Here is a 21,895-nt window from a genome sequence, read left to right as displayed (position 1 = left end):
CAAAAGAAAAAGGTGTGGCAAAATCCCATTTCTATTGGGCGAATTTTCAAATGTTCTTAAGGCTGCACCATGCACAGCTTTTAGAGAAAAAAGACCTAACTGTGCATAAGTCAGGTCTTTCATCTTTAAAATATCAGTCTGCTATTGTCATTAGGTTGTCGGGAAACGAATGCTGTTAAAATCGATATTGAGAGCTGACGCTGCTGTTATATTATTTGCAGTTGTGAAAACAACTCTCAACTGGTACGTATTTGTTCCTGCGGTCGGCGCTGTATCCACTGTTGTATCAGCAATCGAAAAACTATCCGTAGCTGCGGTAGTATTAGTTCGCGACAGAGTTCTTGTATGAATTTGCACTGCTCCCCTATATAATCTCACTTCAAAAACAAAGTTTGAATTCGCTGCAGTTGTTAGCGCGACACTGAGTGCATAATCAAGCTTTACATTCTGCAAAGCGTTAACCGGGATTGCCAGCGTAGCAATGGGAACCTCTGTATTTAACGGCGGATAAACAGTGAGCGGCCCGTTGGTTCTTGTGAAGAGCAAGGTTGGTGTACTGCCTGTGGCGCCGGTTGGGCCTGTTGGGCCTGTTGGGCCTGTTGGGCCCGTTACTCCGGTTGCCCCGGTTACACCAGTCGGGCCGGTTGTGCCGGTTGCTCCTGTCACTCCCGTTGCTCCAGTTGGACCCGTTAGGCCTGTTGTACCTGTCGCTCCTGTTATTCCGGTTGAGCCTGTTGATCCTGTTACTCCAGTTACTCCGGTTACTCCGGTTACTCCGGTTGCACCTGTTGCTCCTGTTATTCCGGTTGAGCCTGTTGATCCTGTTGGGCCAGTTTCTCCCGTTGCACCAGTTACTCCGGTCGCTCCAGTTACTCCCGTTGCACCTGTTGGGCCGGTTGAGCCTGTTACACCTGTTGGGCCTGTTACACCGGTCGAACCTGTTACACCAGTTGGGCCGGTTTCTCCGGTCGAACCTGTTACACCAGTTGGGCCGGTTTCTCCGGTCGAACCTGTTACACCAGTTGGGCCGGTTGAACCCGTTATGCCAGTCGATCCTGTTGCTCCTGTTACTCCGGTTGGACCGGTCTCTCCCGTTGGGCCGATTTCTCCGGTTACCCCCGTTGCACCGGTTTCTCCTGTTGGCCCTGTTGCGCCGGTTGGGCCTGTTACTCCGGTTGCGCCGGTTACACCAGTCGGGCCGGTTGTACCGGTTGAGCCTGTCGATCCAGTTGCTCCGGTTTCTCCTGTTGAGCCAGTAACCCCTGTTGGGCCAGTCACACCGGTTGGGCCCGTCGCGCCTGTTATTCCAGTTAGCCCGGTTGCACCTGTTGCTCCTGTTATCCCCGTTGCTCCGGTTATTCCTGTTGACCCTGTTACACCGGTCGCTCCGGTTTCTCCTGTTGACCCAGTCACTCCTGTTGCACCAGTTACACCAGTCGAACCGGTTGCTCCTGTTACTCCTGTTGGGCCGGTTGAACCCGTTATGCCAGTCAATCCTGTTGCTCCTGTTGCTCCGGTTGGACCAGTCTCTCCCGTTGCGCCGGTTTCTCCAGTTATTCCCGTTGCGCCGGTCGCTCCGGTTGCTCCGGTTATACCCGTTACCCCAGTCGCGCCGGTTGAGCCGGTTGCTCCCGTTACACCAGTTGAGCCCGTGGTTCCGGTTGCTCCTGTTGATCCTGTTAAACCTGTTGGCCCTGTTGCGCCGGTTGGTCCTGTCGATCCGGTTGGACCGGCCTCTCCCGTTGGGCCGATTTCTCCAGTTACCCCCGTTGCCCCTGTTGCGCCGGTTACTCCAGTAGCTCCGGTATCCCCGGTCGAGCCAGTTTCTCCGGTTGCTCCAGTCGGTCCTGTTGCTCCAGTTACTCCCGTTGAACCTGTTACTCCGGTTGAACCCGTGGTTCCGGTTTCTCCGGTTGGACCTGTTACACCGGTTTCTCCGGTTGAACCCGTTGCTCCGGTTGGGCCGGTTACTCCAGTAGCTCCGGTTGCCCCGGTCGAGCCTGTTTCTCCTGTTGGCCCTGTTACACCGGTTTCTCCGGTTGTGCCTGTTACTCCTGTTGCACCAGTCGATCCAGTTGGACCTGTTACACCAGTTGAGCCCGTGACCCCAGTTGGGCCGGTTTCTCCAGTTATTCCCGTTGCGCCGGTCGCCCCGGATGCACCCGTTGCTCCGGTTGAACCGGTTTCTCCCGTTGAGCCAGTCGGTCCGGTTATTCCTGTTGACCCAGTTACACCGGTCGCTCCGGTTTCTCCTGTTGCTCCTGTTGGCCCTGTTGGACCCGTGATTCCGGTTGGGCCGGTTTCTCCGGTCGCCCCAGTTACTCCCGTTGCTCCAGTCACACCCGTTGGACCGGTTGGGCCTGTCATTCCGGTTGTACCGGTTGCGCCAGTCACTCCAGTTGAACCGGTTTCTCCTGTTGAGCCAGTAACCCCTGTTGGGCCAGTCACACCGGTTGGGCCCGTCGCGCCTGTTATCCCAGTTAGCCCGGTTACACCAGTTGCGCCTGTTGCTCCGGTTGATCCCGTTATTCCGGTCGCTCCTGTTGCACCGGTTGAGCCTGTTGCTCCTGTTATCCCCGTTGCTCCAGTCACTCCAGTTGAACCGGTTTCTCCCGTTGTCCCAGTTACTCCGGTTGATCCCGTGGTTCCGGTTTCTCCTGTTACACCTGTTGGGCCGGTTGGACCGGTCGCTCCGGTTATTCCTGTTGACCCTGTTACACCGGTCGCGCCGGTTTCTCCTGTTGACCCAGTCACTCCTGTTGCACCAGTTACGCCGGTTGGGCCGGTTTCTCCCGTTACACCGGTTGCTCCGGTTGAGCCTGTTACACCTGTTGGACCGGTTGCTCCAGTTACTCCCGTTGCACCGGTTTCTCCTGCTGCTCCAGTTACTCCCGTTGAACCTGTTACCCCGGTTGGACCGGTTGCTCCGGTTGGGCCGGTTTCTCCGGTTGAACCAGTCACTCCCGTTAAACCCGTTGCCCCTGTTATTCCGGTTGCGCCGGTTGCTCCAGTCGCTCCGGTTATCCCCGTTGACCCAGTCACTCCCGTTACACCGGTTGTGCCGGTTGGGCCTGTCGATCCCGTTTCTCCGGTTATTCCTGTTGACCCTGTTACACCGGTTGCGCCGGTTTCTCCCGTTGCACCAGTTTCTCCGGTTGGGCCAGTTACACCGGTTATTCCTGTTGACCCTGTTACACCGGTCGCGCCGGTTTCTCCTGTTGACCCAGTCACTCCTGTTGCACCAGTTACGCCGGTTGGGCCAGTTTCTCCCGTTGCACCGGTTACACCAGTTGAACCGGTTGAGCCTGTTACTCCAGTCATTCCGGTTGAACCCGTGGTTCCAGTTGCTCCTGTTGCTCCTGTTGCTCCTGTTGCTCCTGTTACACCTGTTGGCCCTGTTGGTCCTGTTGGTCCTGTTGGTCCTGTTGCACCCGTTTCTCCGGTTGGACCGGTCGCTCCGGTTATTCCTGTTGACCCAGTCACTCCTGTTGCACCAGTTACGCCGGTTGGGCCGGTTTCTCCCGTTACACCGGTTGCTCCGGTTTCTCCTGTTACACCTGTTGGGCCTGTTACACCGGTCAAGCCGATTGCTCCGGTTGGACCCGTTTCTCCCGTTGAACCTGTTACTCCAGTTGGGCCGGTTGCTCCAGTTACTCCCGTTGCACCGGTTTCTCCTGCTGCCCCTGTTACTCCGGTTGAGCCCGTGGTTCCGGTTTCTCCGGTTGGCCCTGTTGCGCCGGTTGGGCCAGTTTCTCCAGTTACACCAGTCGAACCGGTTGTTCCTGTTACTCCAGTTATTCCGGTTGAACCCGTGGTTCCGGTTACTCCTGTTGCTCCAGTTACTCCCGTTGAACCTGTTACCCCGGTTGGACCGGTTTCTCCGATTGAACCTGTTGCTCCGGTTGGGCCTGTCGATCCTGTTGGGCCCGTTATTCCAGTTACTCCGGTCGCTCCGGTTGAACCCGTGGTTCCGGTTGCTCCTGTTGATCCTGTTAAACCTGTTGGCCCTGTTGGTCCTGTCGATCCGGTTGTTCCTGTTACTCCGGTTGGACCGGTTACTCCTGTCGGTCCTGTCGGTCCGGTTGTTCCCGTTCCCCCGGTTACACCCGTTACCCCAGTCGCTCCGGTTGGACCGGTCGATCCGGTTATTCCAGTTGAACCAGTTACTCCCGTGGCTCCGGTTGGTCCCGTTTCTCCCGTTGAACCTGTTACTCCTGTTGGGCCTGTTACTCCCGTCGCTCCTGTTTCACCGTTTATTCCTGTTGACCCAGTCACTCCTGTTGCACCAGTTACGCCGGTTGGGCCAGTTTCTCCCGTTGCACCGGTTACACCAGTTGAACCGGTTGAGCCTGTTACTCCAGTCATTCCGGTTGAACCCGTGGTTCCGGTTGCTCCTGTTGATCCTGTTACACCTGTTGGTCCTGTTGGTCCTGTCGATCCTGTTGCACCCGTTTCTCCGGTTGGACCGGTCTCTCCCGTTGGGCCAGTTTCTCCCGTTGCACCGGTTACACCAGTCGAACCGGTTGTTCCTGTTACTCCAGTCATTCCGGTTGAACCCGTGGTTCCGGTTGCTCCTGTTGATCCTGTTAAACCTGTTGGCCCTGTTGGTCCTGTCGATCCTGTTGCACCCGTTTCTCCGGTTGGACCGGTCTCTCCCGTTGGGCCGGTTGGGCCGGTTGCTCCGGTTTCTCCGATTGAACCTGTTGGTCCTGTCGATCCTGTTACTCCGGTTGGACCGGTTACTCCCGTTGCCCCAGTTTCTCCGGTCGCTCCAGTAACTCCAGTTGGACCGGTTGCTCCTGTTGCTCCAGTCGCTCCGGTTGAGCCTGTCGATCCCGTTGCCCCGGTTACTCCTGTTGGACCCATGATTCCGGTTGGACCCGTTTCTCCCGTTGAACCTGTTACTCCAGTTGGGCCGGTTGCTCCGGTCGAACCTGTTACACCTGTTGGGCCGGTTGAACCCGTTATGCCAGTCGATCCTGTTGCTCCTGTTACTCCGGTTGGACCGGTCTCTCCCGTTGGGCCGGTTGGGCCGGTTGCTCCGGTTTCTCCGATTGAACCTGTTGGTCCTGTCGATCCTGTTACTCCGGTTGGACCGGTTACTCCCGTTGCCCCAGTTTCTCCGGTCGCTCCAGTAACTCCAGTTGGACCGGTTGCTCCTGTTGCTCCAGTCGCTCCGGTTGAGCCTGTCGATCCCGTTGCCCCGGTTACTCCTGTTGGACCCATGATTCCGGTTGGACCCGTTTCTCCCGTTGAACCTGTTACTCCAGTTGGGCCGGTTGCTCCGGTCGAACCTGTTACACCTGTTGGGCCGGTTGAACCCGTTATGCCAGTCGATCCTGTTGCTCCTGTTACTCCGGTTGGACCGGTCTCTCCCGTTGGGCCAATTTCTCCAGTTACCCCCGTTGCACCGGTTGGGCCAATTTCTCCAGTTACCCCCGTTGCACCGGTTGGGCCGGTTGCTCCAGTTACACCGGTTATTCCTGTTGACCCAGTTACACCAGTCGCTCCGGTTTCTCCTGTTGACCCTGTTACACCGGTTGATCCCGTTACACCGGTTAGGCCGGTTTCTCCCGTTGAGCCAGTCGGTCCGGTTGAACCAATTGCTCCTGTCGATCCTGTTGCCCCTGTTATTCCGGTTGAGCCTGTTATTCCGGTTGAGCCTGTTGATCCGGTTGGACCGGCCTCTCCCGTTGGACCGGTTGCTCCTGTTACTCCAGTTGAGCCCGTTACACCAGTTGGACCGGTTGCTCCGGTTGAACCAGTTGACCCTGTTGGACCGGTTACACCAGTCGCTCCGGTTATCCCCGTTGCTCCTGTTACTCCCGTTGCTCCAGTTGGTCCTGTTACTCCGGTCGATCCGGTTGAGCCTGTTGGCCCTGTTACTCCGGTTGCACCCGTTACTCCTGTTACTCCAGTTGCTCCAGTTGCTCCAGTCACACCCGTTGCTCCAGTCACACCCGTTGCTCCAGTCACACCCGTTGCTCCAGTCACACCCGTTGCTCCAGTCACACCCGTTGGACCGGTTGGGCCTGTTACTCCAGTTGCTCCAGTTAGTCCTGTTACACCAGTTATTCCCGTTACACCAGTTGGACCAGTTGCTCCGGTTGAACCTGTTACCCCTGTTGCGCCAGTCACTCCAGTGGCTCCTGTTGATCCCGTTACTCCTGTGGCTCCTGTTGGACCCATGATTCCTGTTGGGCCAGTTTCTCCAGTCGCCCCTGTTACTCCTGTTGGACCCGTTTCTCCGGTTGAACCTGTTACTCCTGTTGCGCCAGTCGCTCCGGTTATCCCCGTTGCCCCAGTCACTCCAGTGGCTCCTGTTGATCCCGTTACTCCTGTGGCTCCAGTCACACCCGTTGCTCCAGTCACTCCAGTGGCTCCTGTTACTCCAGTTGCTCCAGTGGCTCCTGTTACTCCAGTTGCTCCAGTGGCTCCTGTTACTCCAGTTGCTCCTGTTACTCCAGTTGCTCCGGTTGGACCCGTGATTCCTGTTGGGCCGGTTTCTCCAGTCGCCCCTGTTACTCCAGTCGGTCCTGTTGCACCAGTTACTCCAGTAGCTCCAGTATCCCCGGTCGAGCCAGTTGGACCGGTTTCTCCTGTCGGTCCGGTTGGTCCCGTTACCCCAGTTACACCCGTTACCCCAGTCGGTCCTATTGCTCCTGTTGATCCGGTTGCGCCAGTAACTCCTGTTGGACCGGCCTCTCCCGTTGGCCCGGTCGCTCCTGTTGAACCAGTCACTCCGGTTATTCCCGTGGTTCCGGTTGCTCCTCTTGCTCCTGTTACACCAGTCGATCCGGTAGCTCCAGTTACTCCCGTCGCCCCTGTTACTCCTGTCGGACCAGTTACTCCAGTTGGGCCTGTGGCGCCAGTTGGGCCGGATGCCCCGGTTGAACCAGTTGATCCCGTTGCACCAGTTACTCCGGTCGCTCCTCTTGCTCCTGTCACTCCTGTGGGACCCGTCACTCCTGTGGGACCTGTAATTCCTGTTACGCCAGGTTCACCCCCGGTTTGCGCCAATGAAACATCGTCTATTAAAACCGTGCCGGAAGAAACTTTACTTAATACAATGACGGCAGAGGCCGCGCCAGAAGGCACACTGCTTGTTTTATAGATTTCAGACCATGTGTGAAAGAGCACGTTCGGCAAATTTCCGGGTGTGATATTTTCTTGAATGGAACTGATTTGTTCACCTGCTGCGCTGACATAGATGATCTGGAGAGTGACTTGGGGACTTGGCTCATTTCCAAGCGTTGCGAGTGATACGAATAGAGTCACTGACTTGGCTGAAATGGGAACGATTTGACTGAGGTAAGCATATGGCTGAGCTCCAATAAATTGCGCAGAATATCTCCCTGAATGTGCAAACAAACTGTTAATCTGGGTATTTGCCGAACTCCAGCCCGCTAATGTGCCGGTTTCAAAGCTTCCGTTTATAATCGGATTATTCATTCAATCTTTTTCCCTCTCCTTCCCGTTGTTGACCGTCTTACTTATTAAGACAGCATATTAATACGGGCTGTGTTTTGACAACCTAAATAAAAAAGGTGATTTCTTTTCATCACCTTAATCCGATCCTTGAATGGGGAATCCCGTCGCAATGAGGGAGCGGTTTGCGGCTGCGACTTGTGTTACGTAGTTCGAAGAAAGGACGGATAAATAGAGCTGATACGCGGCTGTTTCATCCGCCTTCATTTCGTCGATGTACGTAAAAGGAATTCCTATGATTTGCCCGCCTGAAGAAAAGAGGTTCCTCTCTTGTCTCTGTGTTTGTATCGATACGCCATTTCTTTGCAGATCGACAGCTAAGACCAATGAGAAATGAGACGCGAGCGGATCTAATTCCACATTTACTTGTATGACGGTATCCGTTTTCACCAATTGATCTGTCGGCGCAGCTATCACTGCGCTTAACACGTTTATCGGTGTTCCTTCTAACGGAATCGTCATTAGTTCTGCTGTATTTTGAAAAGCTACCGCAGGAACCGCTCCCGGCGGACCCTCAGGCCCCGGGGGACCGGGCGAACCGGGCGGACCCGCCTCCCCTTGCGGACCGCGGGAACCGGCGGGTCCTCTTTTGCCTTCGGGACCTCGCAGCCCGGGTACGCACAAGGCAGATCGATTTTCATCTGAAGACGGAAACCGTTTTTCCGTCCCTGTTTCCGGACTTTCAAGTTCACATGGTAATTGTTCATACCGGCGTTTCATATGTCTGCTCATATATTTGTAAGGTTTCTGTTTCAATATCATGTATTGATTACGGCCGCTGCTCATATTATCACCCCGGCAATATTCTATTCGCACTGAAGTCATCATGTGCAGGCCCTTCCCATTCCTTACCGAAATAAAAAAAGGCAGACCTGAGTCTGCCTTTTTTCTTCTACCATAACCCTAATACTTTCCACCATAATCCGCCGATCACAAGCCATGTCACAATATGGACGATTGACAGGATAAAGCCGATGGACCACCATTTGCTTTGCGATATATAACCCGCTCCGAAAAAGACCGGAGCCGCTCCTGATCCGTAATGCGTCGTCGAACCGAAAAGGTTGCTGAAAAACGCCAGGCTGAGCGCCGCCAACAGCGGCGGAGCGCCTGCCGCCACGATGACGGCGAGAAATGCCGCATACATGGCGCTGATATGCGCGGTTGCACTCGCAAAGAAGTAATGCGTGTAATAATACACGACAATCAGAATCATAAATGCCACAATCCATGAAAAACCGGAAACAGATGATTTCATCATATCGCTGAACCAAGACACCATGCCGAGCTCATTCAGGAAATTCGCCAGCATCACAAGCGCCGCGAACCAAGTAAGCGTATCCCATGCACCTTGTTCCTTTTTGATGTCCTCCCATGTTAATACCTGTGACAAAAGCAAAACGGATAATCCGATCAGGGCCGTCGTCGTTGCGTCGATATTTAAGCTTCCTCCGAAAATCCACAGCGCAAGCACCAATAAAAAGACGATGACCATGGAGAGTTCGGATTTTTTAAACGGACCCATTTCTTTCAATTTTTCCGTTGCGATTTTAGCCGCGTCCGGTGTTTCTTTAATTTCCGGCGGATACAGCTTATAAATGACGAGCGGCGTAATGATTAAGCTCGCCAATCCCGGTACAATGGCCGCGATTGCCCAGCTTGTCCATGTGATGTCCACCCCTGCGACATCGTGGGCCAGCTTGGCGATCAGCGGGTTCGCCGCCATTGCCGTCAAAAACATCGCAGACGTAATCAAGTTTCCTTGAAAACCGGTTTTTAATAAGAAAGCGCCGATTTTCCGCTCTGTTCCGTCTGCCGGCGTTGATCCGAAAGTTTCGGATAATGATCTGATAATAGGAAAAATAATGCCGCCCGCCCGTGCCGTGTTGCTCGGAATGGCAGGTGATAAAATTAAATCACTGAACAGCAGTGAATAAGAAAGGCCGAGTGTTTTCTTCCCGAACCGTTGTACGAATACGTAAGAAATCCTGGCGCCGAGCCCGGTTTTGATAAATCCCCGGGAAATAAAAAAGGCGATGACAATCAGCCAGATTGTCTTGTTTCCAAATCCGCTTAACGTATTTTCAATAGATAGCGTTCCCGTTAACGCGGTGACTGCCAATGCAAAAATTGCAATTGCGCCCATTGGCAAGGGCTTGGAGATAAAGCCGATAATTGTTGCGACAAAAATAGCGAACAAATGCCATGCTTTAGGTTCAAGTCCGGACGGCGCGGGAATAAACCAAATGATTAATCCCACAGCAACAGTAATAAGCAAAGGAATGATTTTTACTGCCTGCTGTTTTTTTGCGTCTTTTTCTGAAGCCATTACAGGTCTCCTCCTATTTTGTTGTCTTCCATCCCCTATCCCATTTTACTACTTAACTAAGTTAATAAACGTTTTTGTTAATTAAAAAACACAAAGGAATATTTTCCTTTGTGCTTCTTGTTTATTATTTTAATATACCCGACCCGGCTTTAGATATAACATCTGATTTTACATTTGATGATGAGCCGATGGAACCGTGCAATGACGGTGTCCAGCCGACGGACTGACTTAATCCGTTGGCGGCTGACGCGTTAATTGCGGCGCCGTTTAAAAGAGTGCCGTCTTCATGAAGCGCTTTTCCGCCGCTGAAGACGCTGATGACTTTATCAGCAGCCAGTCCCGGCACTTCAAAGACATTATTCTGGGCATATATTTTTGACGCGTGGCCTGCGCCCCACGCATAGCTGAACGGGTATGCGGCGCTTTTAGAGCCTGCGTAAAAATTATTATAAATATGAACCTGCCCGTACCGGACCCGCGGTGCACGCTGGACGATGTTCTGGTAATAGTTATGGTGAGTGGTCACCTTCAGTTTTCCTTCATCCGACGTCTTGCTGTCGCTGTTTCCGATGACGGAGCCTTTGTCATGGTCATGATATTTATTATAGGACAATGTAATATAATTCGCCCCGTTGGCTATATCCGTCTGGCCGTCATGGTGCTGATATTTTCTCCCGTAATAGTAAGGAAAACCGCTGTCGGGATTCGATCCGTCATTAAAGGTGCAATGATCGATCCAGATGTGCGTCGCGCCGTTAATGGTGATATTGTCATATTCCGAGTTCCAGTTGCCGCTGCTGCCGTCCGTCGGGTCCCATTGCGGAAAATAGTCGTAAGCGTCTTGAAATTCAATGTTGCGGATGATGACATTGTCGACGCCGTTCTTTATATTAAAACTTCCGCCTGTCACTTTGGCATTTGAACCCAAACCGATGATCGTCGTATTTGAAGGAATGTCAATCACGACCCGTGCTTTCTGGTTTTTTTGAGATCGCTGTCTGGCGTCTTCCTGGGTGCCTGACGGCGCTTTTTTCCCCCATTTGTCCGGGTCGTACGCCTTCAGATAAGCGTTGAGATCATATGCCGGATCTTTATAATCATTAAAGCCGAGCGTTTTATTCCGGTCGTCCGTATTCATATTGATTGTGCCTTGTATGTAAATAATCTTCGGCGTGCTGTTGGCGCTTCCCCCTAATGCAGAAACGAGCTGCTGTCTGTTTGATACGGTGTAGACATTCGATGAAGAGGCTTTCGCGCCGCCGGTTGTCCCGCCGGAAGCGGCTCCCCAGCCGTCATTTGTTCCTAACGTCTGCCGTCCCAGGTCAGCGGCATAGACGTCCGCAGGGATCATACATAAACAAACCGCCAGCATAAATAACATTTTTTTCATGAATTGTGCTCCTCCTGATTTTTCGTTCCAATTTATTACAATTGAATTCTATCAAATCAGTTGAGAAACGGCACCGAAAATGTACAGCATGTGCCTTTCGGTTTTATTGCGGAAACCGCAAAAAAATCCCAAGGGACCGAAAACCCCTTGGGATCTGTTCAGCTTACGCCCATGATTTTACTTTTTCGTTATCCGTGACAAACAGAAGAACTTTTCCTTCATCTAAGCGCTTTTCAAATTGTGATGCTTCCTCTTCTGAAAAGCCGATTTCGTGAATTTTGTTGCGGAGCTCGTCGCCTTTTTTATTAAACATATTGCCGACCGCGTGTTTAATGCCCGTTTCTTTCGCTCCGATGGTATTGACATCAGTATTATCTGCCAGGCGGTCCGTTCTGTCGTCATCATGAGAAAGCACATATACGTCTTCTTTTGCGACACCCAATTGCTGAAGCTCTTTTACGTCCTGCATCAGTTTTTGATCATTTGTATATTCTCTTACTACCGGTTTCATTGATAAGTCCTCCCTTTTGTTTTTGTATATTGGATGTTTACCCGCTCAACCAAAGGTCAAACAAAAGAAAGAGAGTTCCGGGAAAAAACGGGCAGATTGTCGGTGGATATTTTCCGGCGGGACATGTTACAGTAGGGAAAGCTACATTTTCAGAAAAATAAAAATCTTCATGAGCCGATTAAGCAGGGAGGTGGTTCCTATTCATTACTTTTCACCGGAACAGCGATTTAACGCTTGGGTTGTCAGTGATTTAGTGAAGCAGGTATTCCGCCGGCATACCCGCTGCCCGGATGGAATAAAAGAGCTTACGGTCTTTGCTGAAGATACTTTTCATATTAATATCGATTTCGTTTTCTCTATCATTATCAATATCGGTGATATCGAATCCGTTCTGCCGAAAGAAATTGAAAATAAGCTGGGTTCTTATCTGACCGCGCTTCAGCCCGTCATTACCGCTGACATGCTTCATTCTTCAAAAACGAATGCCTATGAATATTTGGAACATGAGAAAAACACCGATGTGTACCGGTTATTCTTTTAAATACGCATATAAGGAAAGAAGGGCCCTGGCCCTTCTTTTTTTGTTGCCGGCGGACGGTTTGATTTTGTATTCGGGAAATGGTTCGTGTTACATTTGGAACAAACACTCATGTTGAAGGAGGATGCATCATGCCGAAAAATCAGCAGCAGATTCAATTGGCAAGACGCCCTAAAGGCGTTCCCGTCCATGACGATTTCCGCTTTGAAACGATTGCCGTTCCCGAACCGAAAGACGGCGAAGTGCTTGTGAAAACGAGTTATGTGTCCGTTGATCCGTACATGCGCGGACGGATGCAGGATACAAAATCATATGTAGAGCCGTTCGCTTTAGATGAAGCCATAACAGGCGGAGTGATTGCCGAAGTTCTGACAGACGGCGATAAGCTGAAAAAAGGAGATGTTGTGATCGGAAATCTCGCATGGCAGGAATATTCAGCCGTCAATGAGTCCGCCCTCCGCAAGTTGGATACGGATATCGCACCCGCCCAGGCGTATCTCGGCATTTTAGGGATGACCGGACTGACCGCTTACTTCGGGCTGCTCGATATCGGCCGTCCGAAAAAGGGCGAAACCGTCGTCGTTTCAGGGGCTGCGGGCGCCGTCGGCTCAACAGTCGGGCAGATTGCAAAAATCAAAGGCGCGCGGGTTGTCGGCATCGCCGGTTCTGACGAAAAAATCGCGTATCTGAAAGAGGAGCTTCAATTTGATGAAGCCATTAATTACAAAACGGCGGATGATATTCAAAAAGCGCTTGAACAGGCATGCCCTGACGGCGTCGATGTCTATTTTGACAATGTCGGCGGACCGATTTCAGATGCGGTGATAAACCTGCTGAATGAATTCGCCCGCATTCCGGTATGCGGAGCGATCTCTTCATATAATACCGAAAGTGAAGAGGAAGACATGGGCCCCCGCGTCCAGCCGAAGCTGATCAAAACAAAAGCGCTGATGCAGGGGTTCATCGTCGGTGATTATGCTGACCGCTTTTCCGAAGGCGCGAAACAATTGGCCGAATGGCTCAAGGACGGGAAGCTTCATTATGAAGAAACGATTACGGAAGGATTCAGCCATATTCCTGACGCGTTCCTCGGCCTGTTTAAAGGAGAAAACAAAGGCAAACAGATCATCAAAGTCAGTGATCTAAGTTAACATGATGATGAAAAAAGGAGGGCTTTGTCCCCTCCTTTTCTGCTTTTTCGCATCAGCCGCGAAGAATCAAAGTCAGAAAGCCGTCTTCATCAGGCTCCGTATCTTCCAAAGTGAATCCCGCTGCTTGAAAGCAGGCTAAACTGATTTGATTGTCTTTTTCGATGCTTGCCGCCCATTCCCGCACGCCGGTAAACCATGGATCAGTCAGCAGTTTTTGCAAAATCTGTTTTCCGTACCCTTGAAGCTGGTGCAAAGGATTGACGATCAATCCGATATACGCCCGTTCCTCCACAAACTCTATAGAGACCATTCCTGCCGGAAGCTGCCCGTCATATGCCATAATGACAGTATCGTCTTCATCTTTATTCAATCGTGCATACCACGCGTCTAATGGCAGCATCGCATCCATTCTCCGTCTGATGTTATCGTTCTTAAACCAGTGTTCAAGTATTTTCAGCTCACGTTCCTTCAATATTTGAAATCGGTCTATTGAACCCATCTTCCCACTCCCCCGCCCGAACCTTTTCTATTATTTTACAATAAAAAAAGAAGGGCTTCCCGCCCTCCGTTTCTTATTTCTCAGATAATTTTCCGCCTGAATAAACGGCCTCTTTCAGCTCAATTCCGAGTGATTTGGCCATTTTTTTCAGTTTGGATTCTTCCATCGGCGTGACAAGGCTGAGTACGGTTCCCTCTTTACCGGCCCGCCCCGTCCGGCCGGATCTGTGGATATATCCGTCTTCATTCGGGATGTCCGCGTGAATGACGTACGGAAGATCATCGATATCGAGTCCGCGCGCCGCAATGTCAGTCGCCAGAAGCAGCGGAAATTCTCCCCGTTCAAACGCTGATAATATCTTTGCCCGCTCCATTTTTTTCGCTTCTCCGTGCAGGATGCCGAGATCCACATGGTGATAGGCGAGTTTTTCCGCATAGACGCTTAAATTTCCGATATCTCTGACAAACACGAGCGCCTGCATGCCGTTCAGCCGTGACAGCTTTTGCAAAAGCTTCACTTTATCCCGCTGATCGCAGACGAGATATTGATGCGTGACGCGCGCTTTTTCCGCCGTATTCCGCTCCACTTTCAAAACGGCCGGTTCATGTGCGATGGCATTCAGCACCTCTTCTGTCTCCGGCTGCAGCGTAGCGGAAAAGCTTAAAAGCTGTCGGTCTTTCAGCGTCGTTTTAATGATTTTTTTCATCGTTTCGCGGTGTTCCTTTGTCACGAGCTGATCCGCTTCATCAAGAACGATCGTCTTGACTTCATGCATTTTCAGCTTTTTCGCCTGAATCAATTCGAGCACCCTGCCCGGTGTGCCTGCAATGATATGCGGTTTATTTTTGAGCTTCTCCACCTGCTTTTTCACGTTTGCCCCGCCGATCAAAGACAAAGCGCGAAGATCGGAGCCTTTTTTCCACTCCTGAATCACTTGAAAAATCTGCATCACAAGCTCGCGGGACGGCGCTAAAATGATCACTTGCGGATGTTTCTGTTCCGGGTTGATCCGCTCCAGAACCGGAAGCGTGTACGCCAATGTTTTTCCCGTTCCCGTCGGGGATTCGGCAATGACGTCTTTCCCTTCCATGATCACCTGAGCGGCTTTTTCCTGAATAACGGTCGGCTCCTGAAAGCCTGACGCCTCCCAGTTTTCGGCGATAAATGGTTGTGTATGCTGTAAAAATGGCCATGTTTGGGTCATGTCGTTCTCCTCAATTCTTAAAATCTACTCCATAGTATCTCAAATGCACGCGGCAAACGCAATTTTCTTTTTCCTTCCAAGCCTTTTAACAAACGGTCTCCTCCTTTATAATCATAAATGAGAAAGACACATGATAAAAAAAGCGTGTCTGATAACGATAGAGGTGTAATGATGAGTATTTTATCCGTAAAAGATTTAAGCCACGGCTTCGGTGACCGTGCGCTTTTTAACAATGTATCGTTCCGTCTTTTAAAAGGGGAACACGTCGGCTTAATCGGAGCAAACGGCGAAGGTAAATCAACGTTTATGAATATTATTACCGGAAAGCTTGAGCCTGATGAGGGTAAGGTTGAATGGGCGAAAAACGTGCGTGTCGGCTATCTCGATCAGCATACCGTGCTTGAAAAAGGAAAAACGATCCGCGACGTGCTGAAGGATGCGTTCCATTACTTATTTGCGATGGAAGAGGAAATGAATGAGATTTACAACAAAATGGGCGAAGCGGACCCTGACGAGCTTGAACAGCTGCTTGAAGATGTCGGTGTCATTCAGGACGCCCTGACAAACAATGATTTCTACGTGATTGACAGCAAAGTTGAAGAAATCGCCCGCGGCCTCGGCCTGCAGGATGTCGGACTTGACCGCGACGTCACTGATTTAAGCGGCGGACAGCGGACGAAAGTGCTGCTCGCCAAACTGCTTTTGGAAAAGCCGGAAATCCTTCTGTTGGACGAACCGACGAACTACCTTGATGAACAGCATATTGAATGGCTGAAACGCTATTTGCAGGAATATGAAAATGCGTTCATCTTAATTTCCCATGACATTCCGTTTTTAAACAGCGTAATCAATTTGATTTATCATGTGGAAAATCAAGAGCTGACGCGTTATGTCGGTGATTATCATCAGTTTATGGAAGTCTACGAAGTGAAAAAACAGCAGCTCGAAGCCGCCTATAAAAAACAGCAGCAGGAAGTGGCTGAGCTGAAAGATTTCGTCGCCCGCAACAAAGCCCGCGTCAGCACGAGAAATATGGCGATGTCCCGTCAGAAAAAGCTTGATAAGATGGATATGATCGAACTGGCGGCCGAAAAACCGAAACCGGAATTCCATTTCAAGCCTGCGAGAACGTCAGGCAAGCTCATTTTTGAAACGAAGGACTTAGTCATCGGTTACGATACTCCGCTGTCACGCCCGCTCAATCTCAGAATGGAGCGCGGACAGAAAGTCGCCCTGTACGGCGCAAACGGCATCGGGAAAACGACGCTGTTAAAAAGCCTGCTCGGTGAAATCCAGCCGCTGGAAGGCACGGTGGAGCGCGGCGAGCATCAATACACGGGCTATTTCGAGCAGGAAGTGAAAGAAACCAATAACAATACGTGCATCGAAGAAGTGTGGAGCGAATTTCCTTCCTTTACCCAGTACGAAATCCGCGCCGCCCTCGCCAAATGCGGCCTGACGACCAAACACATTGAAAGCCGCGTCTCCGTTCTCAGCGGAGGAGAAAAAGCGAAGGTCAGACTGTGCAAGCTGATCAATTCAGAAACAAATCTACTTGTGCTTGACGAACCGACAAACCACCTGGATGTCGATGCGAAAGAAGAGCTGAAACGCGCGCTGAAAGAATACAAAGGCTCCATTCTGCTGATTTCCCACGAACCCGAGTTTTACATGGATATCGCGACGGAAACATGGAATTGTGAGTCTTGGACGACAAAAGTGCTGTAAACACAAAAAGGAACTCCCGCCCGTGCGGAAGTTCCTTTTTTTCTTAATGTCCGGCTTTTATTCCGGCGAGATGTTTGCGTCCCATGAGAAGGACAAGCATGCCTACAAAAACGACGATCCCGCCTACTGTATATGGAGTGCTTGCGGTGAAGTGTTCTGACAGCATTCCCGCAATCCACGGAGCGAGCGCACCGCCGATAAAGCGGACTGAGCTGTAGGCTGAAGACGCGATTGAACGTTCAACCGGCGCAGCACCCATCACAGCGGTTGTCATGATCGTATTCACCATACCGAGAACGGCACCGGCAACAACGATACATGTAATGATCAACGTCTGATGGTCAGTCCAGACCCCCATAATAACGAGAATGGCCGCAAAGGCGATAAAGAGAACGACGAGCGAACGCACTGTGCCCAGCGCTTTGTGCACGAGCGGCGCCGTAAAGACTGACGTAATTGCCAGGAATAACCCCCAGCCGAAGAAGACATATCCAAGGCCGTGTTCATCTAAATCCAGCACGAACGGAGAATAAGCAAGCAAAATAAAAAATCCAAAGTTGTATAAGAATGCAGATACTGCCATTGTCAAAAGGCCTTTATATTTGAGCGCCTTCATCGCATCAAACACACCGACGCGTTTCGCCGGTTTCGGCAGCTTCGGCAGCATGAGTGAAATCGCGCAAAGCGCTATAAACATCAGGACAGACACTCCGAAGAACGGAGCGCGCCATGAAAGGCTGCCTAGCTCTCCGCCGGCAAGCGGCCCGACGGAAATTCCCAGTCCGAGCGCGGCCTCATACAGAATAATCGCTTTGGCGCTGCCGCCGACAGATACCCCGACGATGACGGCAAGCGCGGTTGAAATAAAGAGAGCATTCCCAAGCCCCCAGCCGCCGCGATAGCCGACAAGCTGAGCGATTGAACTTGAGCTTCCGCCGAGAGCGGCAAACACGATGATAAAAATAAGTCCGAGAAGCAGCGTCCATTTTGCGCCGATCCGGCTGGAAATCGCGCCGGAGAAAAACATCATAAAACCGGTAACGAGCAAATAACTTGTAAATAACAGAGATACTTCACTAGGTGAAGCATGTAATTGTGCGGCGATCGCCGGAAGAATCGGATCGACAAGACCGATTCCCATAAAGGAAATCACACAGGCAAACGCAACCGCCCAAACGGCTTTCGGCTGGCTGAATAAGCCTGTTTTCTGTTGTGATGATGTATCCATTTGACCAAACCTCCTGTTTTATCCATTAAAAGAAACGCTATATCCATAGCGTTTACAGCAAAATCATTCGATTGATTGAATGGCGCGGTCAGCTTGTTCTTTCATTCCGTTAAGGCGCGTTTTAAAATGCTGAAATGTGCTGATCTTCTCATCAATCATCTCAAGCTGGTGGTTCAAAGCGTGCTGAATCTCTTCCAGCTTTTCTTTCCGTTCCTTCGGATCCAGTGACAACAAGTACCCCTCTTTGTTTAATTCCAGCTGACGGCTCATCTCCATAAACTGCTGAAGCTCCTGAAGGGAAAAACCGAGCACTTCTTTTGTGCTGGTGACTTTTTCGAGCTCTTCCATATCATCTTCAGAGTAAAGCCGGACGCCGCCTTCTGTCCGTTTAGGAGCAGGAATCAAACCAATCTCCTCGTAAAAACGAATGGTTCGTTTTGTCAGTCCGCTTCGCTTGGCAACTTGATCAATCTTCATCCATTCCAAGGTGAATCCCCCTCTTGTCGTATCTGTTTCTATTATACACCATTTGAACCTTAACGTAAACGTAAACTTTTTATGCCGGATAAACTTGGCTTGGACGGAACCTTTGTCTTTAAAGCGCCGGGAGACATCTGTGTAAGATAAAAAAAGCCGGTATGACCCGCCATCTTCTCGGGGGTCGTACCGGCTTTTCTTAATTCTCAAGTTCTTCAATCATCAGTGACAATTCGGTCCAGCGTTCCATCGCCGCTTCAAGCTCTTCAGCCGTTTTTGCCTGTTCGGCCATCAGTTCTTGTATCTTTCCGAAATCACTTCCCGCTTCAGCGATTTCCGCTTCCAGACGCTGATGCTTTTCTTCAAGGCCGGCGATTTTGTCTTCGATGCCGTCCCATTCGATCTGATCCTTATATGAAAGCTTTTTGCGCTTTTTCTTCGGCTCTTCTTCCGCCTTTTTCTCTTCGGCCGGCTGTTTTACCGCTGTCTTCTTCGCTTTTGCTTGTTCCATGTATTCACTGTACGAACCTTGGAAACGGGAAATGATGCCGTGTCCTTCAAATACAATCAGGCGGTCCACGACGCGGTCAAGGAAATAGCGGTCATGGGATACAGTGATGACGACGCCCGGGAACTGTTCGATATAATCCTCGAGCACGCTTAATGTTTCTGTGTCCAGATCATTGGTCGGTTCATCTAAAAACAGCACATTCGGCTCCTGCATCAGTACATTCAGCAAGTACAGACGGCGCTTTTCCCCGCCCGACAGCTTTCTGATATATGTCTGCTGCATCGGACGCGGGAACAGAAAACGCTCAAGCATTTGTTCCGCGGTGATGACATCGCCTTCCGCCGTTTTGACGATTTCGGCCGTCTCTTTTATATATTCAATGACTTTCATATCGCCGTTCATTTCGCTGTGATCCTGGGTGTAGTAGCCGATCCGGACCGTCTGCCCGATGGTGATATTGCCGCTGTCAGGCTGAATTCTGCCGGCGAGGCTGTTTAAAAGTGTCGTTTTCCCGATTCCGTTCGGCCCGATGATGCCGATTCGTTCCCCAGGGATGACAAGCTCATTAAACTGGCTGATCAGCGCTTGGCCGTTATAGGTAATGGCGACGTTATCGGCTTCGATTACTTGTTTTCCGAGACGGTGGGAACCGATCGCGAAATCGAGTGATCCGGAGACTGCCGGCCCTTTTTGCTCCTTGAGCGCCTCCGCTCTGTCCACTCTCGCTTTTTGTTTCGTCGAGCGCGCTTTTGCTCCTCTTCTGAGCCACGCCAATTCGCGGCGCAGGAGGTTTTGGCGTTTTGTTTCTTTCTGCTCTGCCAGCGCCTCCCGTTCGGCCCGTTTTTCCAGGAATACTTCATAGTTTCCTTTATACGTATAAAGGCTGCCTCTCTCAAGCTCGTAAATTCTGTTCGTCACCCTGTTCAGAAAATATCTGTCGTGCGTGACAAGCATAACGGCGCCCGGATATTGCGATAAGTAGCCTTCCAGCCATTCAATCGTTTCATTGTCCAAGTGGTTTGTCGGTTCATCCAAAATGAGCAGGTCAGCCGGCTGGATGACGTTTTTCGCAATCGCGACGCGCTTTCTCTGGCCGCCGGACAGCTCGCTGACATCCTTCATCAGATCGGTGACGCCAAGTTTGGTTAAAACCGTTTTGGCTAACGTATTCGCCTCCCACGCATCATTCGTGTCCATTCGGGCCTGCGCATCAAGCAGGTGTTTCTGGCGCTGGTCATTTTCCGGTTCTTCATTCAGCGCCTGAAGCGCTTTTTCGTACTCTCTCATCGTTCTCATGACGGCTGATCCGCCGGAATAAATATGTTCAAGAACGGTTTGTCCGGCCGGAAGCTCAGGGTCCTGATGCAAGAACTCAATATGCACGTTTCCTGAAGCCGTAATCTCGCCTTCCTCCGTTGATTCAAGGCCGGCAATGGTTTTCAGAAGCGTAGACTTCCCCGTTCCGTTCGGGCCGATTAAACCGATTCTTTCATTCTCTTCAATATGAAAGGAGATATGGTCGAATAATGTCTTATCTCCGTATGTTTTATAAAGGTTTTCCGCTTTTATGATGCTCATGGTTCCTATCAATCCTCACGTAAGTTCATGTGTTCATTTTAAATCAGGCGCTGGAATAAAACTAGTAAAAGGACAGACAAATTTCTTGGAAGAGATCATTTTGTCCGAAGAATGTTTCCGCCTCTCCTTTTATACACTGGAGGGGAAGAGGTGATGACATGATCAGCGTCAGTTTGTGCGTTATCGTGAAAAATGAAGAGGAGGTGCTTGCGGGCTGTCTTGATTCCGTCAAAGACATTGCGGATGAAATTGTGATTGCTGATACGGGCTCGACCGACCGGACGAAAGAAATCGCGGCCCGTTATACGGATAAGATTTATGATTTTGAATGGATCGATCACTTTGCGGCCGCCCGTAATTTTGTGTTTTCGAAAGCGGAAATGGATTATATTCTGTGGCTGGACGCCGACGATATGCTGACGGAAAAGGACCGTGAAAAGCTGATTGAACTGAAGGCGTCGCTTTCAAAAGAGGTGGACGCGGTATCCATGTATTATCACGTCGGCTTTGATGATCGGGGAGAGGTCAGCTTCAGATACCGCCGCAACCGACTCGTCAAGCGTGAAAAAGGATTCCGCTGGATCGGAGCCGTGCATGAGTATCTTGAGGTATACGGAAACATCATAGAAACCGATATTGCCGTCACACACCGGAAATCCGAGAAAAAGCACTCGCCTCCCTCAGACCGCAACTTGAAGATTTATGAGAAAATGGCGGAAAACAGTGAAACGATGACACCGCGCGATTTGTTTTACTTCGCGAATGAATTAAAGGATCACGGCCAGTATCAGCGCGCCATCACGTATTATCACCATTTTCTTTCCACAAAACAGTGCTGGATCGAAGACGAGATCAGAACGTGCCAATATCTATCCGATTGCTACAGGGCGGTCGGCCATGAAGAGGCCGCCATGACGTCTCTCTTAAAATCATTTCTGATCGATTGTCCGCGGCCGGAGTTCTGCTGCAGGCTCGGCGACTATTTTGCGGAGAAACGGCAATACCGGCAGGGCGTGTTTTGGTATGAGCTCGCCCTATCCGCCAAAAGCAGTGATGCAGGCTTTACCCAGCTCGAATATTCCACCTGGTACCCCCATCTGCAGCTCTGCGTCTGCCACTGGCAGCTCGGCGACAGAGAAAAAGCGAAGATTCATAACGACAAAGCCGCCTCCTATCATCCGTCACATCCGAGTGTCCTGTATAATCAAAACGTGCTCGGCACATAACAACGAAAATAAGAGCTGCCCCGTATGCAGGGCAGCT

At 50.9% G+C, this 21,895-nt stretch carries 14 protein-coding genes; 4 read left to right on the top strand and 10 right to left on the bottom strand.

All coding sequences use genetic code 11. The features are described from left to right. Window positions 1–150 precede the first annotated feature (150 nt). The 5 genes from ACWJJS_RS18440 to ACWJJS_RS18420 all read right to left on the bottom strand — a co-directional run bounded on the left by ACWJJS_RS18440 (window position 151) and on the right by ACWJJS_RS18420 (window position 11,718). On the bottom strand, window positions 151–7,452 hold the full coding sequence (locus ACWJJS_RS18440; protein ID WP_454023800.1) for an NTTRR-F1 domain: 7,302 nt from the start codon (window positions 7,450–7,452) through the stop codon (window positions 151–153). Window positions 7,453–7,566: 114 nt separating this feature from the next. After that, window positions 7,567–8,274 (bottom strand): hypothetical protein, encoded by a 708-nt coding sequence (locus tag ACWJJS_RS18435; RefSeq protein ID WP_454023799.1) that lies wholly within the window; start codon window positions 8,272–8,274, stop codon window positions 7,567–7,569. 106 nt (window positions 8,275–8,380) lie between these two features. Then, window positions 8,381–9,817 carry an anion permease gene (locus ACWJJS_RS18430; protein ID WP_015417012.1) on the bottom strand — a complete coding sequence of 479 codons (1,437 nt, stop codon included), beginning with the start codon at window positions 9,815–9,817 and terminating at the stop codon, window positions 8,381–8,383. A 124-nt stretch (window positions 9,818–9,941) separates the two neighbouring features. After that, the gene (locus tag ACWJJS_RS18425; RefSeq protein WP_454023798.1) at window positions 9,942–11,207 is read right to left on the bottom strand and encodes a pectate lyase family protein; all 1,266 of its coding nucleotides are present in this window, start codon (window positions 11,205–11,207) and stop codon (window positions 9,942–9,944) included. 163 nt (window positions 11,208–11,370) lie between these two features. Then, complete coding sequence (locus tag ACWJJS_RS18420; protein WP_003155650.1) at window positions 11,371–11,718, bottom strand: general stress protein; 348 nt, start codon at window positions 11,716–11,718, stop codon at window positions 11,371–11,373. Between the two features lie 190 nt (window positions 11,719–11,908). On the opposite strand from ACWJJS_RS18420, the gene ACWJJS_RS18415 reads away from it, so the two are divergent. Continuing rightward, window positions 11,909–12,259, top strand: a complete 351-nt coding sequence (locus tag ACWJJS_RS18415; protein ID WP_050515827.1) for a DUF3212 family protein — start codon at window positions 11,909–11,911, stop codon at window positions 12,257–12,259. Between the two features lie 128 nt (window positions 12,260–12,387). Continuing rightward, complete coding sequence (locus ACWJJS_RS18410) at window positions 12,388–13,407, top strand: NADP-dependent oxidoreductase (protein ID WP_172614527.1); 1,020 nt, start codon at window positions 12,388–12,390, stop codon at window positions 13,405–13,407. 52 nt (window positions 13,408–13,459) lie between these two features. Here ACWJJS_RS18410 and ACWJJS_RS18405 read toward each other — a convergent pair whose 3' ends face one another. Together ACWJJS_RS18405 and ACWJJS_RS18400 are read right to left on the bottom strand one after the other, a co-directional pair. Next, window positions 13,460–13,906 carry a GNAT family N-acetyltransferase gene (locus ACWJJS_RS18405; protein ID WP_063174325.1) on the bottom strand — a complete coding sequence of 149 codons (447 nt, stop codon included), beginning with the start codon at window positions 13,904–13,906 and terminating at the stop codon, window positions 13,460–13,462. A gap of 73 nt (window positions 13,907–13,979) precedes the next feature. After that, window positions 13,980–15,110: a DEAD/DEAH box helicase gene (locus tag ACWJJS_RS18400; protein WP_017419086.1), complete on the bottom strand. Its 1,131-nt coding sequence runs from the start codon at window positions 15,108–15,110 to the stop codon at window positions 13,980–13,982. Window positions 15,111–15,281: 171 nt separating this feature from the next. On the opposite strand from ACWJJS_RS18400, the gene ACWJJS_RS18395 reads away from it, so the two are divergent. Then, the gene (locus ACWJJS_RS18395; protein ID WP_012117051.1) at window positions 15,282–16,838 is read left to right on the top strand and encodes an ABC-F family ATP-binding cassette domain-containing protein; all 1,557 of its coding nucleotides are present in this window, start codon (window positions 15,282–15,284) and stop codon (window positions 16,836–16,838) included. A 43-nt stretch (window positions 16,839–16,881) separates the two neighbouring features. On the opposite strand, the gene ACWJJS_RS18390 is transcribed toward ACWJJS_RS18395, so the two are convergent. The 3 genes from ACWJJS_RS18390 to ACWJJS_RS18380 form a co-directional block, all read right to left on the bottom strand. Next, the gene (locus tag ACWJJS_RS18390) at window positions 16,882–18,066 is read right to left on the bottom strand and encodes an MFS transporter (RefSeq protein ID WP_317859688.1); all 1,185 of its coding nucleotides are present in this window, start codon (window positions 18,064–18,066) and stop codon (window positions 16,882–16,884) included. 63 nt (window positions 18,067–18,129) lie between these two features. Next, window positions 18,130–18,552: a MerR family transcriptional regulator gene (locus tag ACWJJS_RS18385; protein WP_017419084.1), complete on the bottom strand. Its 423-nt coding sequence runs from the start codon at window positions 18,550–18,552 to the stop codon at window positions 18,130–18,132. A 190-nt stretch (window positions 18,553–18,742) separates the two neighbouring features. Beyond that, window positions 18,743–20,632, bottom strand: a complete 1,890-nt coding sequence (locus tag ACWJJS_RS18380) for an ABC-F family ATP-binding cassette domain-containing protein (protein WP_454023797.1) — start codon at window positions 20,630–20,632, stop codon at window positions 18,743–18,745. Between the two features lie 158 nt (window positions 20,633–20,790). On the opposite strand from ACWJJS_RS18380, the gene ACWJJS_RS18375 reads away from it, so the two are divergent. After that, a complete protein-coding gene (locus ACWJJS_RS18375) occupies window positions 20,791–21,858 on the top strand; it encodes a glycosyltransferase (protein ID WP_025649929.1) in 1,068 nt (355 codons plus the stop codon). Window positions 21,859–21,895 lie beyond the last annotated feature (37 nt).

The sequence above is a fragment of the Bacillus sp. JK106 genome (assembly GCF_053663355.1).
This window is presented reverse-complemented; position numbering and strand designations above follow the sequence as displayed.

Excerpts from the sequence above, each read along its gene's own strand:
- ACWJJS_RS18440 (WP_454023800.1), bottom strand. The coding sequence starts at position 7,452 with ATGAATAATCCGATTATAAACGGAAGCTTTGAAACCGGCACATTAGCG.
- ACWJJS_RS18435 (WP_454023799.1), bottom strand. The coding sequence starts at position 8,274 with ATGAGCAGCGGCCGTAATCAATACATGATATTGAAACAGAAACCTTAC.
- ACWJJS_RS18430 (WP_015417012.1), bottom strand. The coding sequence starts at position 9,817 with ATGGCTTCAGAAAAAGACGCAAAAAAACAGCAGGCAGTAAAAATCATT.
- ACWJJS_RS18425 (WP_454023798.1), bottom strand. The coding sequence starts at position 11,207 with ATGAAAAAAATGTTATTTATGCTGGCGGTTTGTTTATGTATGATCCCT.
- ACWJJS_RS18420 (WP_003155650.1), bottom strand. The coding sequence starts at position 11,718 with ATGAAACCGGTAGTAAGAGAATATACAAATGATCAAAAACTGATGCAG.
- ACWJJS_RS18410 (WP_172614527.1), top strand. The coding sequence starts at position 12,388 with ATGCCGAAAAATCAGCAGCAGATTCAATTGGCAAGACGCCCTAAAGGC.
- ACWJJS_RS18405 (WP_063174325.1), bottom strand. The coding sequence starts at position 13,906 with ATGGGTTCAATAGACCGATTTCAAATATTGAAGGAACGTGAGCTGAAA.
- ACWJJS_RS18400 (WP_017419086.1), bottom strand. The coding sequence starts at position 15,110 with ATGACCCAAACATGGCCATTTTTACAGCATACACAACCATTTATCGCC.
- ACWJJS_RS18395 (WP_012117051.1), top strand. The coding sequence starts at position 15,282 with ATGAGTATTTTATCCGTAAAAGATTTAAGCCACGGCTTCGGTGACCGT.
- ACWJJS_RS18390 (WP_317859688.1), bottom strand. The coding sequence starts at position 18,066 with ATGGATACATCATCACAACAGAAAACAGGCTTATTCAGCCAGCCGAAA.
- ACWJJS_RS18380 (WP_454023797.1), bottom strand. The coding sequence starts at position 20,632 with ATGAGCATCATAAAAGCGGAAAACCTTTATAAAACATACGGAGATAAG.
- ACWJJS_RS18375 (WP_025649929.1), top strand. The coding sequence starts at position 20,791 with ATGATCAGCGTCAGTTTGTGCGTTATCGTGAAAAATGAAGAGGAGGTG.